A 15,332-nucleotide genomic window follows, 5' to 3' on the forward strand; every position below is an offset into this window, starting at 1 on the left:
GCCACTTTTCTCATAAAACGGCAACTCAAGCGCGGCCGAAAACCTTGCGCAATTCGCCTTTAGCGGCTTCAAGGGTCTGCCTACGCTCAGCACTCAGCGATTTCCCTGCGCGATTAATCTCAAACGTGAGCATCGACATAGCCGACTGATATGCAGTGCCCTTGCGGCGCGTGCTATTTTCAGCCGAACGCATGAGTGATAGCGCGATCTCGTGCGGATCACGTTTGGTAAACACGCCTTCTTCCAGATCGAGCGCATTGCTTGAGTGTGTGACCTCGGCAGACCATCGCTTCGCCGAACCAGCTGAACTGCCGCTCTTGTGGGTTCGCGGCATGGCTTCTCTCTCCTTGCCTCGCCCGTCTCAGCCACTTTGGATTGACTAATCCACCTAGGAGCAAAGCGTTCCTCACAAAACGCCCGCCGCATTCTGCCCTTTAGTCGCGTGATAAGCTTGGTCAGATGCGCAATACCCTACGAGCCATGGGCTACCACGGCCGCTTCCTAGGCCAGAAGGCGCTCGGGCAAACCAATTGCGCTGAAGAACTTGCGCAAGGGGTGTTTGAGACCAAGTCGTTGATCTTTTGCCTCACGAACGGGCGCACCGGAACGCGGTCACTTACGTCACTGTTTGACTGCGTCCCCCACGTGCATGCCGCTCACGAAGAAAAGCCCTCATTTCACCTGCTGATGCGATGGGTTCAAAGGAACCCCGCACTTGCGCGCGATTTCTGGTTATTTGCCAAAATACCGGCGATTAGCGACCACCCGCAGCCCGTCCACGTGGACACAAGTCACGTTTTCGGAAAAGGCTTCCTGGAACCGTTGCTCGACCTCGGGGCGAGGCCCAAGCTGATCATCCTAACGCGCAACACGCGCCTCATCGCCAAATCCATGCTGGCGCTCAACGATATTCCCGGCCGCACCAAGCGCGCGCTCAAGTGGTACCTTTCACCAAGCGACCCTGTCTTTCACAGGCTGCCCGAACCCGACAGCTTTTCCGACTACCAGCTTTGCTATTGGCACGCCCTAGAGACCGAAGCGCGGCAAGCTCATTATCGGCGTCTCTGCCAATCTCACGGCCTTACATGTGTGGATGCCGACACAGCGACACTTAACAATCTAGATTGCTTCGAACGTCTGTGCGCGAACCTCGGTATCGAACTCGATGAGCAAGCACGCGAGAACCTCAAAAGCCACGTCGGCCGCACTCTCAATTCCCGAACCAATGAGAAGAAACAACGCCCCATCCTGCTCCCCTCTAACTTCGACGAAGCCGAAGAGGAAGTCCGGCAGAACATCCTGACCGAGCAACCGCTAATGATGCGGAAATCGACATCAGGCAGCTATCTCGCAACCGCCTTGAAAAACCTATGAGGTCTGGACCCAAACGCCCTGCCAGCAACCATACACGGCCACCGACTACGCCTGCTTCGGAATAGGAACAATATACTCGCCTTCGTATCCTGCTCCTTCGGAGTACAGAAAGACACTAAGCTTGCCGGACGGCTCAAAGTAGGCGCATTCGACGGCACCAATGTTTCGCACGCCCTTCGTGCGAAGCATGGAGGTTAGCTCGCGCCTCGTTAGGCTCCCTGAACCCAGCGCTTCCTCGACGACGCGACCGCCGGAAACAACGAGAAGGGGCGTCCCCTCAAGATAAGCTTCGGCGCACGCATGACGCGCCAAAATCCACTGGGTAGCGCGGTGCAATACGATCACGACAGAGATGACCAAAAGCCCGTGAAGAAGCGGAACGTTTGGATAAAACATCGGGTCGCCCGCCGCCGACCCTACGGCAATCACCAAGACGAATTCGAAAGGACCGATCTGTCCGACACTTCCTTGCCCGACGAGCCGTGTCAAAACGATCGTATAGGCATACATCACCATGGTCCTGAGAATGATTTCGATCAGGAAGAGTGCGCTGCCGAGATCACCCTCTCCCAAAAACATCCGAAAAAAATCTAGCGGCGTAAATGGCTCAGACATGCGGATCTCCGAGTTTCACAGCAACCGGCAACGATCATAGTGAGCAATGAACGTCGATGACCAAGTTCTGGATGCACGAAGACTGTCTGAGCCACTCCCGTTTGCGACTATCTCAACGCGTCTCGATAAAACTGTTCGCGATCATCGAGCACAACCGGGTCATGATCATGAACCCGGATTTTGGATCTTCATCGCGCAAGAGTTCCATCACTTGGTCACCGTTGATAGACAGAAGCGTCGAAGGTTCGAGACACTTGGCAGTCCCAAGCCGCTTGGGGTGCTCTGGGATCAATGCAGCCCACCCGAAAATCATGTGCCGCTTCATGACGCTTTCGACGTTGGCATGGCCCACGTTCGCGCCCATCGCAAAGCTCACAAGCCCACGAACTAAAACAAACATATCAAGAGCCTGTCCGCCGGAATCATAGACGACGTCCCCCGCCTTACATTCCTTTAGGATCGCAATCTCGCCAATACGCGCGAGCGTCGCCGGAGCCGTTCCGGCAAACAGGTTAGTCTCATTGAGAATTCGGCTGATTTCTTCTGTCTTCATTGCTTATCTCCTCCAGCGTGATCTCCGTCACGCTAGAGCAAGCCTCGCAGCATTAGGTCGCGCCTTCCAATAAAGTGTATCTATGCAAACGCCGCACTCTCAGGTTGACCTTAAAGGTGAGGCGCTGCCGAAGCTTTACGCGAACGTCTCGTCCAGCCGATCATAGACCACGCCGTTTGAGAGCGGCAGATCGCTGAGCTGACAATACATGTCTCCCCACTCCCCCGACCCGGGAGAGCCGTGCCGTAACCAACCGGAAAACGGAATGCGGAAGGGCGTCGAACTAGCGCAATCATTCAGATCTCAAGTTGTATGCCGAGCTCGATAACCTGATCGGGAGGCAGATTATAAAAATCCGCGGCCGTCTGCGCATTGTGGCTCATCAGTGAGAACAACTTCTTCATCCACATCGGCATGCCCGCCACCTTCTCCGCTGGCACAAGAGTGACCCGGCCAAGGAAAAAGACGGCATCTTCAACATCGATATTGTAGCCAGCCTCTTGAGCCAGACGGAGCGCGACGGGCACATGCGGCGTTTGCATGAATCCGTAGTGCACGAGGACGCGATAAAAACCGGGCGCTATTTCTCGCATCGTGAGCCGCTGAGCTGCGGGGACACGCGGCAAATCCGTGGTCAACACCGTAACGATCAATACGTTTTCCCGAAGCACTCCGGTTCGGTCAGCAAGCCGCCGCAAGAGATAGGGTGTATCGACCTGCAACGGGCTCAAGAAAACAGCGGTGCCGGGTATCCGGTGCAGCCTCTGCTTATCCGCTCGCGCAACAAAATCCTTGATGGGCTCTTCATCTACACCGAGGCGCGTGAAGAGATGTTGTCGCCCCCTGCGCCAGGACACCATCACAACAAACAATGCTGCCGCGATCGCCAAAGGCAACCAGCCGCCCTGCTCAACTTTCAAAAGGTTCGCACCAAAGAAGACGAGATCGACCACCATAAAAAATGCTGTCACGGCAAACGCAACCGGTGCCTGAATCCGCCAGCAGTCGCGCATGACGAAGAACAGCAGGATGGTCGTAATGACCATGGTGGTCGACACCGCGATCCCGTAAGCAGCAGCGAGGTGCGAAGAGGAGCCGAAACCTATGGCGAGCAGCACCGTAGCAACTCCCAACACTCCGTTGACCAACGGAACATAGATCTGCCCGGACTCGCTGGATGAGGTGTGCACGATGCGGATGCGCGGCATGAATCCCAATTGCACGGCCTGACTGGTGAGAGAAAACACTCCCGAAATCATTGCTTGCGAGGCGACGATCGTGGCCAATGTGGCCAGTCCGATAAGTGGATAGAGCCCCCAAGTAGGGGCTAGAGCATAGAATGGATCGGGGGCACGCCCCGGGTCGGCAAGAACGGCAGCACCCTGCCCGAAGTAGTTCAGCAGCAAGCAAGGCCCTGCAATCGCAAACCATGCCAAGCGGATGGGACGGGCCCCGAAATGCCCCATATCTGCGTAAAGAGCTTCGGCCCCAGTCACGACCAGAAAAACCGCTCCTAAGACGATAAAACCAATGACGCCGTTGGTGAAGAGAAACGCAAGTGCGTAGCGTGGATCAAGCGCTGCAAGAACATGCGGGGTCTGCACGATACTGGTCACGCCCAGGATCGCGATCATGACAAACCACACGAACATGATCGGGGCGAACCAGGACGCGAGCCGATATGTTCCGCGCTTTTGAAGGGCAAACAGCAAAACGAGAATGACCACCGAGGTGGGCAGCACCATGAACTCAAGACCATGGCCAGTCGTCGCCAATCCTTCCACGGCACTTAAGACAGAGATGGCCGGTGTGATCGCGCCGTCGCCGTATAAGAGTGCGGCGCCAAGAATGCCCAGCGCGACAATAAGCAATCCGATACGATCTTTCTCCGGCCTGGAATGCATTAGCAGCGCGACCAATGCGAGGATCCCACCTTCGCCATGGTTATCGGCCCTGAGAATAATGATCAGGTATTTAAGAGAAACGATAAGGGTCAACGCCCAGAAAATCAGTGAAAGCAATCCAAGAATGGTCGCTTCTCCGGGTGGCGATTCCTTCAATGCCTCGCGAAAAGCGTAGAGTGGGCTCGTGCCGATATCACCGTAAACGATACCAATCGCCCCAAAGCCCAACTGCCACGACCGAAGGTCTCGATCCGTACGCTGCGAGGCAGAAATCCGTGCCGATAAACTCGTCACCTAATCACCTTCGTATCCGCCTCCCGGACCAGAGGGATATAGGAACTCTCGTTGACCCTGCGAGCCCCCTTACAAAAAACTCCCAGCGATGTTCACGCCAAGAGCGATAAGAATGGCATTGAAGAAGAAAGAAATAACCCCATGGATAAAAACCACGCGGCGTATTTCACGGTTTGTCGTGGCGACATCAGCGACTTGGCACGTCATTCCAATAACAAAGGAAAAAATAAGCAAAATCAGCATAGAGTGGGGGATCGTCATGGGGAAATCCCAATCCAGCTTTGCCACCTTTCCCGTGTGCGCTGTAATACATATGGGCATAGTGCACCGCATATACGGTCTGCACCAACAGCCACGAGAGACAAATCGTTAAGGCCGCTAGTCCCAAGTAGAGCCTGCGCATTAGGGGCTCCAACGATGCCGCAGTACCAATTACAATCACAATGGCGAGGAGGCTGGCGCACGCCGCTGCGACGAGTAACATCGTTACTCCCCAGAAACTCTCATCTTCCATCCCCGCCCGGGCACGAATATCCTGCTCGGTGGCGGTTGCCATCTTCCCCCAGACGAGTCCCAATTAAACAACAAAACCCGCATCCCAGCCGATAACGACTCGAGCCGCGAAATTCGTTTGTGCCGAAACAAGAGAACCTGTTGCGACTGCGACCAGAACCAAAATCAGGAGCGCGCCCAATGTCGGGAGGGGCGCGTCAAACCGAGCCGCATGTCCTTAACCTTCACGCGAACGCCGCAACAAGGTTCAGAATGACATACCAAACGACCGGCAGCCCATGAAAATCACCGTCACCGATAACCTGGCGGCAATACGAGCTCAGCGTTGCCGGAGATACTGACTGTAAGGCACCCTCATCATTAGAAAATACCCGGCAGGTACCGTACAGGCTTGTCGAGGGCGACGAGCCAAGCGGCAGCGCCTTAGCGCAACCCTGCATAAGCTACTCTTCAAGCGTCAAAAGCCTTTACCTCTACACACGCCTGCCCCAGGCGACGATAGAGATCCCTACGGCGCCCCAAAGGCCACCATTCATAAAGAAAAATTTCCATTGGCTTCCAGTTTGCCACCCACCCCAGAATGACAAGCCCTTCGCCAAAAAAACGGCTGATACTTCCCGGCCCAACAATTTCCGGAATTGCTTGCGCGGCCACAGTACATGTGGCCAACACAGCCATTCCGATAAGGAGAGACTTACGGCCGACTTTAAAAAGTTCTTTAAGTTCGCCCTCAACGACATCCGCGCGATAATTGAAGTAGCTGCGCAATGCCGCCTCTAGTTGTTGGGCGTATTTATTCCCGAGCTCATGCTTCGGTGCATGCACGATGATCGTAAAAGCTCGCCGCCGGGGAAATTCTCGTGCCCAGCCAACAATGTACTCTTCCGCGTGTGGATCAAGGTCACGGTCGCGGAAGGGTAGAGGGTCAAGCGTGTCAAAAAGCTGCGAAATCTCGTTGACCCGCACCTCGATCACACCCACTGGATGTACATGGGCCATTTACAGACCTCACCGAAATAACGCATCACGCCAATAGGCGTTCTGAGGTCCTAACGCCTAAGAAGATCGGTAAGCACAACACACTTAAGCCTTCGCGCCAGAAGCAGCGCCACGGTGTTTTTTCTTCGCGCCGCGATCTGCCGGTTTAGATGAGCGAGGACGTGCTCCAAAACCTTCCCGCTCGACACGAGTAATAGCGCCTTTCTTCGACTTATTGACACGCACCGTATCGGCGAACTTGTCTGCAATCCGAGCAGTAATCTCAAAACGCGTATCACGATCAAAAATTTTGATCGATCCAATCTCGGACTTACTGATGCCGCCAGCTTCACAAATCAATGGAATAAGCCATTTCGGATCGGCATTCCGCTCGCGTCCGATGTTTAGCCGGAACCAAATCATATCGCGCGATCCTGAATTGGGGCCACGTGATGGTCGCTTGCCATTATCAGGCGCGGCCGTGGCATCACCATTTGACCAACCCGCTCTCCGTCCATCCCCATTGCTCCGGCGATCCGATCGGGGAGGTGGACCTGCATCTGGCAGCAAATCTTCCGGCGCAGGCAAGCGGGCTTGATGGAGCCGTATAAGAGCAAGAGCAATCTCGTCCGCGGAACGCGACGCCTGTAGATTGCGTACGATCGCGACTTCATCCTCACGCACTACGTCCGCAAAAATTGGATCCGCGAGGAACCTCTCCTGGTCACGTGCTCTGATCTCGTCAGGTGTAGGCGCGGGCAACCACGCAACGTCCAGCTTCGCCCCGCTAAGCAACACCTGCGCTTTGCGTCGTCGATTAAATGGCACGAGCAAAATGCAGAGCCCCTTCCGCCCGGCACGCCCCGTACGTCCTGAACGGTGTAGCAAGGTCTCTGCGTCATGCGGAAGCTCAGCATGAATCACGAGGGAAAGGTCCGGGAGATCGAGCCCGCGAGCGGCAACATCGGTCGCAACGAGAACCCGCGCCCGGCCATCGCGTAACGCTTGCAGCGCTTGGCTGCGCTCGCCCTGGCTCAGCTCACCCGACAAGGCAACAGCAGAAAAGCCGCGCTCCAAAAGTCGCGCATGCAGCCGCTTCACAGCTTCACGAGTTGCACAAAAGACAATTGCGGCGCGCACTTCATGCAAGCGCAAGACATTGACCACGGCATTTTCAACATCCGTCGGCGCCACGCGGATAGCCTGGTAGGCGATATCGGCATGCTGTACGTCGCGCCGCTGCGTTTCGATCCTGACGGCATCCTTCTGATAACGCCGCGCCAACGCTGCGATCTCGCGCGGCATCGTTGCAGAGAAGAGCAGTGTGCGACGGCTCTCAGGCGTTGCGTCCAGAATGAACTCCAGATCTTCACGGAAGCCAAGATCGAGCATCTCATCAGCTTCATCGAGCACAGCCACCTTGAGCTGTCCGAGATCAAGGCGGCCGCGCTCCAAATGATCGCGCAAGCGCCCAGGCGTACCGACGACGATATGAGAACCCCCAGCAAGCTGACGCGCTTCAGAACGTGCGTCCATACCTCCGACGCACGCTAGCACGCGTGCACCCGTCTCAGCGTACAGCCAGCTCAGCTCTCTCTGCACTTGCAAAGCCAGTTCCCGCGTCGGGGCAATGATCAATGCCGAGGGCTGGCTTGCACGTCCGAACCGCTCCTGTGATCCCAGCAACGTCGAAGCCATCGCCAGCCCGAAGGCGACGGTCTTGCCCGATCCGGTCTGCGCGGACACCAGCAAGTCTCGCTCCGACGCATTTGCGTCCAAAACCGCGAGTTGCACATCAGTTGGAACAGAATAGCCACGGGTGGCGAGCGCTCCTGAGAGCGCCGTATGGGTCGACGGAAATGTCATGATCTAAGTTGTATCTCGTGAGGCGCAGCACTTCGATCCTCTGTAGGAACAGGAGGGTATATAAGCTGCGGAGGGTTTAGCCTGGATGCATAGCCACTTTTCTTCGGATCCGCTAGCATCAACTGGCCATGTTGCCCATCACAGGCAGGCGTCAGTAAACTTTTCTCTACCCCCGTGGAATATAAGCAACCATCTTGGCGGTCCGCCGCAATGTCGCATCAGCATCGGTTTCAGTGACAATACAGCACATTGAGCCGCTCATATGCCCAATATGGCGATCGAATAACGAACCCTCGGCCACCCCACCGTCAACGATGTTCGAATTCCGCGAATTCGTTGTGGCGCGAGAATCTAGCTTGGTGTAGCTACGCCTAATTCTTGCCGCGCCCCGTCATTCGCTTCGGAGCTCTTTCCTTAATGACCGTAACAACTCCCGCCGCCCTTTCTGGCGTCGCTCCAGCAAACCCGCGCTCTCGCGTCATCGTCGCCAGCCTGGTCGGCACGACCATTGAATTTTACGATTTCTACGTCTATGCGACGGCGGCCGTTCTAGTTTTCCCGCACCTGTTCTTCCCGCCAGGGAATGAAACAACCGCTCTGTTGGCATCCTTCGCCATCTTCGGAGCAGCGATGATCGCCCGGCCGCTCGGCGCCATTTTCTTCGGCCATCTCGGCGATAAGCGCGGACGCAAGAACACGCTCGTTGGTGCACTCCTTACGATGGGCATCGCAACGTTTCTGATCGGGCTGCTGCCAACATATGAAACGGCCGGTTGGCTCGCCCCAGCTCTGCTGGTCGTAATGCGTCTTGCTCAAGGTTTTGCCCTTGGCGGTGAATGGAGCGGCGCGGCGCTCGTCGCAACGGAAAACGCACCACCAAAGAAACGCGCAATATACGGAACGTTCCCGCAACTCGGAGCCCCGATCGGTTTCATTATCGCCAACGGGCTGTTCCTCCTCATTGCTGCGGCGCTGCCATCCGACGACCCATCGAAGCCTTCCGCCGCGTTTCTCGAATGGGGCTGGCGCATTCCCTTCCTCTTCTCTGCGGTAATGGTCATAGTTGGCCTTTGGGTTCGTCTAAGCCTCGTTGAGAGCACCGCTTTCGAGAAAACTGTACGCACCGGCAACGTTCAAAAAATCCCTCTCGCTACGGTCTTCCGCACCCACTGGAAGGAACTCGTCCTCGGCACATTCTACATGCTCGCGACCTACGTCCTCTTCTATCTTATGACGACGTTTTCGCTGAGCTACGGGCGCGCTGCGACGAACGCCCCACTTCCGGGTCTCGGCTACGACTACACAACCTTTGTTCTGATGATGATCATTGGCGTGGTGTTCTTCGGCATCTTCACGCTCATCTCTGGTCCGTTCGCCGATAAATTGGGTCGCCGCAAAACGCTTATATGGGTCACACTCGCCATCATCGTGTTTGGTCTCGTCTGGACGCCGATGCTCGCTGCCGGCACTGTCGGCGTCATGGCCTGGCTCATCCTCGGCTTCACGTTGATGGGTATGACATTCGGACCGATGGGCGCTCTTTTACCAGAGCTCTTTCCTGCAAACATTCGCTACACAGGCTCTGGCATTTCCTACAATGTCTCATCGATTTTAGGAGCGGCCGTGGCCCCGTTCATCGCGGTTGCCCTTTGGAGCACAGGAGGCGGGAGCCCGTTCTGGGTCGGCATCTATCTGTCCGCGATGGCAGGGCTGACCTTGATCTCTTTGCTGCTCGGGAAAGAGACAAAAGATATCGACATCGAAAAATAAGCGACGTTTTTGGGGGAGTGGCAAAGGTAGCCCTCCCGACCATGCCGAAGCGCAGCCTTTAGCCAACCGGTTAAAGCTTCCGGTGTGGTAGACAAGTGGATCGCGATCCGCCGTGTCGGCCGCCACGACGCGGGCGAAAAACAAGGTATGCGTCCCCACGACGGTCCATTGCCGAGATTCAACGAGATCCCTCGCCGGCGCGGCTCCAGCAAATGGGTTCGGCCATTCGGACCCTATCGAAACAGCACCACGGGAATGGCACAGGAACGGATCATTTCTGTCGTCGTACTGCCAATGATGAAGCTCCGTATGCGCGAATGACCGTAAGCGCCCATCACGAGTAGATCGATCTGACGGTTCTGAACCGACGCAGCGATTGTCGTTTCAGGCTGTCCAGGTTCGATACTTGCTTCCACTGAGTACCCGGAGTTGCCCAACAGGGTCGCAGCCTGATCCAGCCGCTTTGCACCTTCATCCGTAGGAAGCCCCGCGAATAATAAGTGCATCTCCAGGCCTTGGAACTGCGAGCGAGCACGCGCGAGATAATCGATAGCCTTACTCACGCTTGGGCCACCGTCGAACGCGATGAGGATGCGCTGGATCGGCCTGAATTCCCGCGAAGCAACGAGCACCGGACGGTGGCTCGTGCGAACGACGCGCTCAAGATTTGAGCCCAGGTGCAGCTTGGCAAAGTCCGCTGCTTCCCCCCGCTTTCCGATCACAACCAGATCGGCACTTTCCTCGAACTCTTGTACCGTCTCGACCAGATCACCAATACGAAGCTTCGTTGAAACATCAGAAAGACCGTCCGCTTCCAAACGCCGTTTGGCTTGTTCGAGGATCAGTCGCCCTTTCTTTTGCGCGAGTTTAGCTCTCTGTTCGTCGAGGCTCGAAAGCTCTGCAAGAAGTAGGTCCCGTGCGTCTGGATCGAGCGCGCCCGTAAGATCTCCGTTGTGACTGGAAACTTCGCGGCGTCCTAGGACGTGGATAACATCGACAGATGCCGACATGCGTTCCGCCAACCATACCGCATGGTCGCAGACACTCTGCGCATAGATCGATGCGTCGACAAAGGCGACAATCTTGGCCATCGAGCGTTCTCCTAATGCCCCATGAGGCGCTCGAAGGCGCCGGGCTTATCGTGGATTGCAAGCTTATCGACAATCGTCTCGCTAGCTTCGTTAAGCCCGACAATGTCAACCGTCGCCCCCTCTCGGCGAAGCTTCAAGACCACCATGTCGAGCGCCATGACGCTGGAAATATCCCAGATGTGCGCGCGGCTGACATCGATCGTAACTCTCTCCAAGGCTTCCTTGAAATCGAAGGCGGCCATGAAATCCTCGCCGGACGCAAAAAACAGCTGTCCTTCGACAAAGTAGGTTCTGTGTGTCTCATCCGTCGAGAGCTTGGAGGTAACCCGAAAAATCTGCGCAACCTTCCAGGCAAAGAAAAGCCCTGAAAGCAACACGCCAGCAAGCACCCCAATCGCAAGATTATGAGTGAGCACGACACCCACCACAGTCGCGAGCATGACAATGCTGGAACTGCGTGGATGATCTTTGAGATTTTTGATCGACGTCCAGCTGAAAGTCCCGATGGAAACCATGATCATAATCGCCACGAGCGCGGCCATCGGGATTTGCTTCACCCAATCTCCAAGCACGACAATTAGGAACAATAAAAAGACTCCAGCCAGAAACGACGATAGGCGCCCCCGGCCACCCGACTTCACGTTGATGACGGACTGCCCAATCATCGCGCACCCCGCCATGCCCCCGATGAAGCCCGTCGCCATATTTGCCAGGCCCTGTCCCACGCACTCACGGTTCTTGTCGCTGGGCGTGTCGGTTAGCTCATCGACAATCTGTGCCGTCATCAAGGATTCCAAAAGGCCGACGATTGCGACAGCCAGGGAATATGGGAAAATTATTGAAAGCGTCGTGAAGTTCAGCGGAACGTCAGGAAGCAGGAAGACGGGAAGGGTTGATGGCAGCTCGCCCATATCGCCGACCGTTCTGACGTCTAGCCCCATTGCAATGGCGAGTGTCGTCAACACGATGATGCAGATTAGCGGGGACGGCACCGCCTTGGTGAGCCGCGGGACAAGATAGATGATGGCAAGCCCGCCAGCGACCAGAACATAGGTCAGCCAAGGCACGCCGATCAGTTCGGGCAGCTGGGCCATGAAAATGAGAATCGCCAAGGCGTTCACAAAGCCCGTCATTACGGAACGCGAGACGAACCGCATGACGTAACCCAGTTTGAGGAAACCGGCCGCAATCTGCAGAAGCCCGGCGAGAACAGTCGCCGCCAGCAGATATTGGAGCCCATGCTCCTTAACGAGCGTCACCATCAGCACGGCCGTGGCAGCCGTGGCAGCTGAAATCATGCCGGGGCGTCCACCCGCAATTGCGGTGATCACGGCAATCGAGAACGATGCATACAGACCGATCTTGGGATCGACGCCCGCGATTATCGAGAACGCAATGGCTTCCGGTATCAACGCAAGGGCTACAACGAGCCCTGCGAGCGTATCCCCGCGGATGTTTCCAAACCAGTCGAGCTTCAAATTGGATAGTAGATTGGCCTTCAAGACGCGCTCCTGTGTCCGCTCACCTTGCGAAAGGGGCAGCATCAGATCGAATTGTTGAGGAGGGGCGTGAAAAAATGCGGGCCCAGACAATCTTAAATCCCGCGCCACCGTCAGGGCGGATTGATCCGTGGGGAGTGCGCTGAGTTTCCGATCAGTAACACGTCACTTCCAAGCTTTGCTGCGCCGCAGCATTATCGCTTACACAGTCCATCCGGGTGAGGCAAGAGTTTGCACGCTGAGTGCGACATCCCTGCAGCTACCCTGTCGCGCCGGTGAACTCACCCAGCCCCAGCCAAGCAGAGGTGCCACCCACCCAGCGCTCGCCAAATAACTGTTAGTTCCAGAGACCCTTTCCGAAGCCGTACGAGATACTTTCAGGGCATCTCGCGTAAGGCACAGTCCCTGACGCGATACCCACCTCCAACAACCGCAGGGCGCTCACCTCTAGAAAGCCCCTCCTCAGTTCGTCCCACTGTTCGCAGTATGAGCGATGCTAGCCTTTCGCTTGGCCGGAGGCTTCGCAGTCCGGCAACCCAAATGCAGCCAGAGGGCGCGCTTAAACTCTTCCACCGTTTTCAACATATCGAAATCCCGGAGAATCAAAGAACGCGCCAACACACCATCGAGAAAGGCTGAAATCATCGTTGCGATAACGAAGGGCTCAACATCGCGGAAAACACCAGACTCGATTCCGTCGCGAATGATTTCCTGAAGTATCTCGTTTTCGTGGCGGTAGAAGCGCTTTATGGAGCGTCGCGCTTCAGCAAACTCAGGACCGCTGCAGTCCAAGCTGATCTTCACCATATTGCGGAGACGGCGATTGAGCGTGACATGCACGTCGAACCAAGCATTGATCGCAGAGACAGCGTTGTCGTGCTTTTCATTGTCCACGTGATCGCCAAATAGCCGAAACGCTTCATCGATCGCACTATCGATAGCTGCGTTGAACAGGGCCATTTTATCCTTGTAGTGGTAGTAGATCATCGCGCTATTCAGGTCTGCTGCGTTGCCGATATCCTTGATGGTCACCGACGAGAAATGCCTCTCTGCGAACAGATCAAGCGCTATGCGAGCCAGGTCGTCAGCTCCGGGGCCAGCTGTACTTGCTTTGCGCCGGCCGAGTTTCGGATCTTTGGCCTTCTTGGTTCGCGACATGCTCAATAATTCCGATGATGGATTAATTAATTAGCGCAGCAGCATAACTTCCGCGCGTCAGGTCTGTTTTCGGAATGAAGGCCAGCTGTGCAACGGAGACAAGATGCGGAGGTTCTCGTTCGCCGCGAGCATTCCTTCTCCACACCGCACAAGCGGGCGTTCTCTGCTCAAAGGTATATCGACTTCTTACCCGTCAGGCCAGCCGCTTCGATGGCCAGAACTCAGCAACATTCGCCGCAGATCAAGGGCTGGCACTGCGAACCACTCCTTTCATCCGGGCAGCCACGACCGGTTTTTTACTCAATGCCGTTTGCCGACATTCGCGTGTTGGAAGGATACAGGCATGCTCCAACACGCTCATTAGTTTTTGGATCAATCCAACGATCAAGAAAAGCTTCACCGCGCCGAGAATAGGGCGGTGGCATGCCAAGCGTCGCAACATTGCTGCGCACACTATTATTGCTGCAGCACAATATAACTAATCGCTTGATTAATTTACGCACAGAGTTACCGTTGACCTGGGACGCGATGATTATCCAATCGGAAGGACCGGCTTTTCCGCTGGTTGGTCGGACCGGCCGATAAGGAGGTGGGGAGCTTCAAGACGGGAGCATTTCACAAATAAGAACATCGAGAATGCATGCGATCCCAGAACCGTGTGTCCGCAGCCGAGGATGCCAGCTCAAGAGGTAATTATGGCGAAATACATCTTATCGGATCCAAACTTTAGCGACGGAACGCGAAAGGAAGTGATCGAGCAGATCGTCAATCCATTCCGCGACCGAAAAGGGCTCAAGCTAATCGGATATGAACCCGATCCTGATTTCGACCGTCTGCCCGTCGAAATCCTGGGGCGACCCGAGGCAGTCCGAGAAGCACTTCTGGAATCAGCTGCAAAGGCCTACGAGCTGATCGATATGGAAAAGCAGCATGGTCGCCATCCGCGCATTGGCGCCGTGGATACCATAGAAATCTATCCGGCCAAGGACATCAGCATCGAGGAATGCATCGAGTTCGCAGAGGATCTTGGGAAAGAACTGTTCCAACGCCACGGCGTACCAATCTTTTTTACAGGTAGAAACGCGCGACGCCCCGACCGTGAAGGGCTGACAGCAATCCGCAAAGGAAATTACGAGGGACTAAGAGACGTAATCGAGAAGGACCCTGAGCGCGCACCCGACCTTGGGCCGGCAAAAATGCATCCAACGGCAGGTGCTACAATCGTCGGCGCACTCGACGAGCACGACGCGTATTTCAACGTCGTCCTCGATACGACCGACCTAGCCATCGCCAAAAAGCTGGCGAGCTACGTACGCGGTAAAACCGGCGGCTTTACAAACATCCAGGGCGTGATTGGCCTGCCAAACACGCATAGACGCACCGGAAAACCGGTCACGATCGTTTCCTGTGAGGTGAGCAACCCCCGAAAAACACCGCTACATCGCATTTATAACTTACTCAAGGCAGAGGCCGCACGCTACGGCGTCAATGTCCTTGGGGGGCAAGTCTGCGGAACAATCGCTGCCGAAGTTTTGGTCCAGACAGCCGAATGGTACCTGCAGCTAGAGGGAATCAACGGACCTTGGGATTATCAAAGTCAGATTCTCGAGAACCACCTGCTCGAGCTCGAAGGCTAAATCATGATTTCATAATATCAATCGATCTGGATAATTAGGACCGGATTGCACAATTCAATAATCCCGAAAAGGGGAAACGC

14 protein-coding genes are annotated in these 15,332 nt (G+C 55.7%); 3 read left to right on the forward strand and 11 right to left on the reverse strand.

Features of this window, described 5'->3' with window-relative positions; translation table 11 throughout:
• Positions 1-25: 25 nt before the first annotated feature.
• Positions 26-334 (reverse strand): DUF3175 domain-containing protein, encoded by a 309-nt coding sequence (locus tag K5845_RS16640; RefSeq protein ID WP_046476376.1) that lies wholly within the window; start codon positions 332-334, stop codon positions 26-28.
• Between the two features lie 125 nt (positions 335-459).
• On the opposite strand from K5845_RS16640, the gene K5845_RS16645 reads away from it, so the two are divergent.
• Entirely contained in the window at positions 460-1,374 is a 915-nt protein-coding gene (locus K5845_RS16645; RefSeq protein WP_287959517.1) for a hypothetical protein, read from the forward strand.
• A 45-nt stretch (positions 1,375-1,419) separates the two neighbouring features.
• On the opposite strand, the gene K5845_RS16650 is transcribed toward K5845_RS16645, so the two are convergent.
• The 7 genes from K5845_RS16650 to K5845_RS16675 form a co-directional block, all read right to left on the reverse strand.
• Positions 1,420-1,989 carry a DUF421 domain-containing protein gene (locus K5845_RS16650; protein WP_052743629.1) on the reverse strand — a complete coding sequence of 190 codons (570 nt, stop codon included), beginning with the start codon at positions 1,987-1,989 and terminating at the stop codon, positions 1,420-1,422.
• A 112-nt stretch (positions 1,990-2,101) separates the two neighbouring features.
• Positions 2,102-2,542: a cyclic nucleotide-binding domain-containing protein gene (locus K5845_RS16655; RefSeq protein WP_046476373.1), complete on the reverse strand. Its 441-nt coding sequence runs from the start codon at positions 2,540-2,542 to the stop codon at positions 2,102-2,104.
• A gap of 296 nt (positions 2,543-2,838) precedes the next feature.
• Positions 2,839-4,740 carry a potassium transporter Kup gene (locus K5845_RS16660; RefSeq protein ID WP_287959518.1) on the reverse strand — a complete coding sequence of 634 codons (1,902 nt, stop codon included), beginning with the start codon at positions 4,738-4,740 and terminating at the stop codon, positions 2,839-2,841.
• Positions 4,741-4,809: 69 nt separating this feature from the next.
• Positions 4,810-5,001, reverse strand: coding sequence for a DUF1345 domain-containing protein (locus K5845_RS16665; protein WP_287959519.1), 192 nt, complete (start codon positions 4,999-5,001; stop codon positions 4,810-4,812).
• Positions 4,928-5,296: a DUF1345 domain-containing protein gene (locus K5845_RS21235; protein WP_353736556.1), complete on the reverse strand. Its 369-nt coding sequence runs from the start codon at positions 5,294-5,296 to the stop codon at positions 4,928-4,930. Before K5845_RS21235 ends, K5845_RS16665 begins: the two co-directional genes overlap by 74 nt.
• A 407-nt stretch (positions 5,297-5,703) precedes the next feature.
• A complete protein-coding gene (locus tag K5845_RS16670) occupies positions 5,704-6,252 on the reverse strand; it encodes a hypothetical protein (RefSeq protein ID WP_046476367.1) in 549 nt (182 codons plus the stop codon).
• An 84-nt stretch (positions 6,253-6,336) separates the two neighbouring features.
• Complete coding sequence (locus tag K5845_RS16675; RefSeq protein WP_287959520.1) at positions 6,337-8,097, reverse strand: DEAD/DEAH box helicase; 1,761 nt, start codon at positions 8,095-8,097, stop codon at positions 6,337-6,339.
• Positions 8,098-8,514: 417 nt separating this feature from the next.
• Here K5845_RS16675 and K5845_RS16680 point away from each other — a divergent pair, with 417 nt between their 5' ends.
• Positions 8,515-9,867 (forward strand): MFS transporter, encoded by a 1,353-nt coding sequence (locus K5845_RS16680; RefSeq protein WP_046476363.1) that lies wholly within the window; start codon positions 8,515-8,517, stop codon positions 9,865-9,867.
• Positions 9,868-10,100: 233 nt separating this feature from the next.
• On the opposite strand, the gene K5845_RS16685 is transcribed toward K5845_RS16680, so the two are convergent.
• The 3 genes from K5845_RS16685 to K5845_RS16695 form a co-directional block, all read right to left on the reverse strand.
• Complete coding sequence (locus K5845_RS16685) at positions 10,101-10,958, reverse strand: universal stress protein (RefSeq protein ID WP_046476360.1); 858 nt, start codon at positions 10,956-10,958, stop codon at positions 10,101-10,103.
• Positions 10,959-10,969: 11 nt separating this feature from the next.
• A complete protein-coding gene (locus K5845_RS16690) occupies positions 10,970-12,460 on the reverse strand; it encodes a SulP family inorganic anion transporter (RefSeq protein WP_287959521.1) in 1,491 nt (496 codons plus the stop codon).
• A gap of 459 nt (positions 12,461-12,919) precedes the next feature.
• The gene (locus K5845_RS16695; protein WP_046476354.1) at positions 12,920-13,615 is read right to left on the reverse strand and encodes a TetR/AcrR family transcriptional regulator; all 696 of its coding nucleotides are present in this window, start codon (positions 13,613-13,615) and stop codon (positions 12,920-12,922) included.
• A gap of 695 nt (positions 13,616-14,310) precedes the next feature.
• Here K5845_RS16695 and ftcD point away from each other — a divergent pair.
• Positions 14,311-15,252, forward strand: coding sequence for a glutamate formimidoyltransferase (ftcD, locus tag K5845_RS16700; RefSeq protein ID WP_046479837.1), 942 nt, complete (start codon positions 14,311-14,313; stop codon positions 15,250-15,252).
• The last annotated feature ends 80 nt before the right edge of the window (positions 15,253-15,332 follow it).

The organism is Filomicrobium sp. (assembly GCF_025698805.1).
GTDB lineage: Bacteria > Pseudomonadota > Alphaproteobacteria > Rhizobiales > Hyphomicrobiaceae > Filomicrobium > Filomicrobium insigne.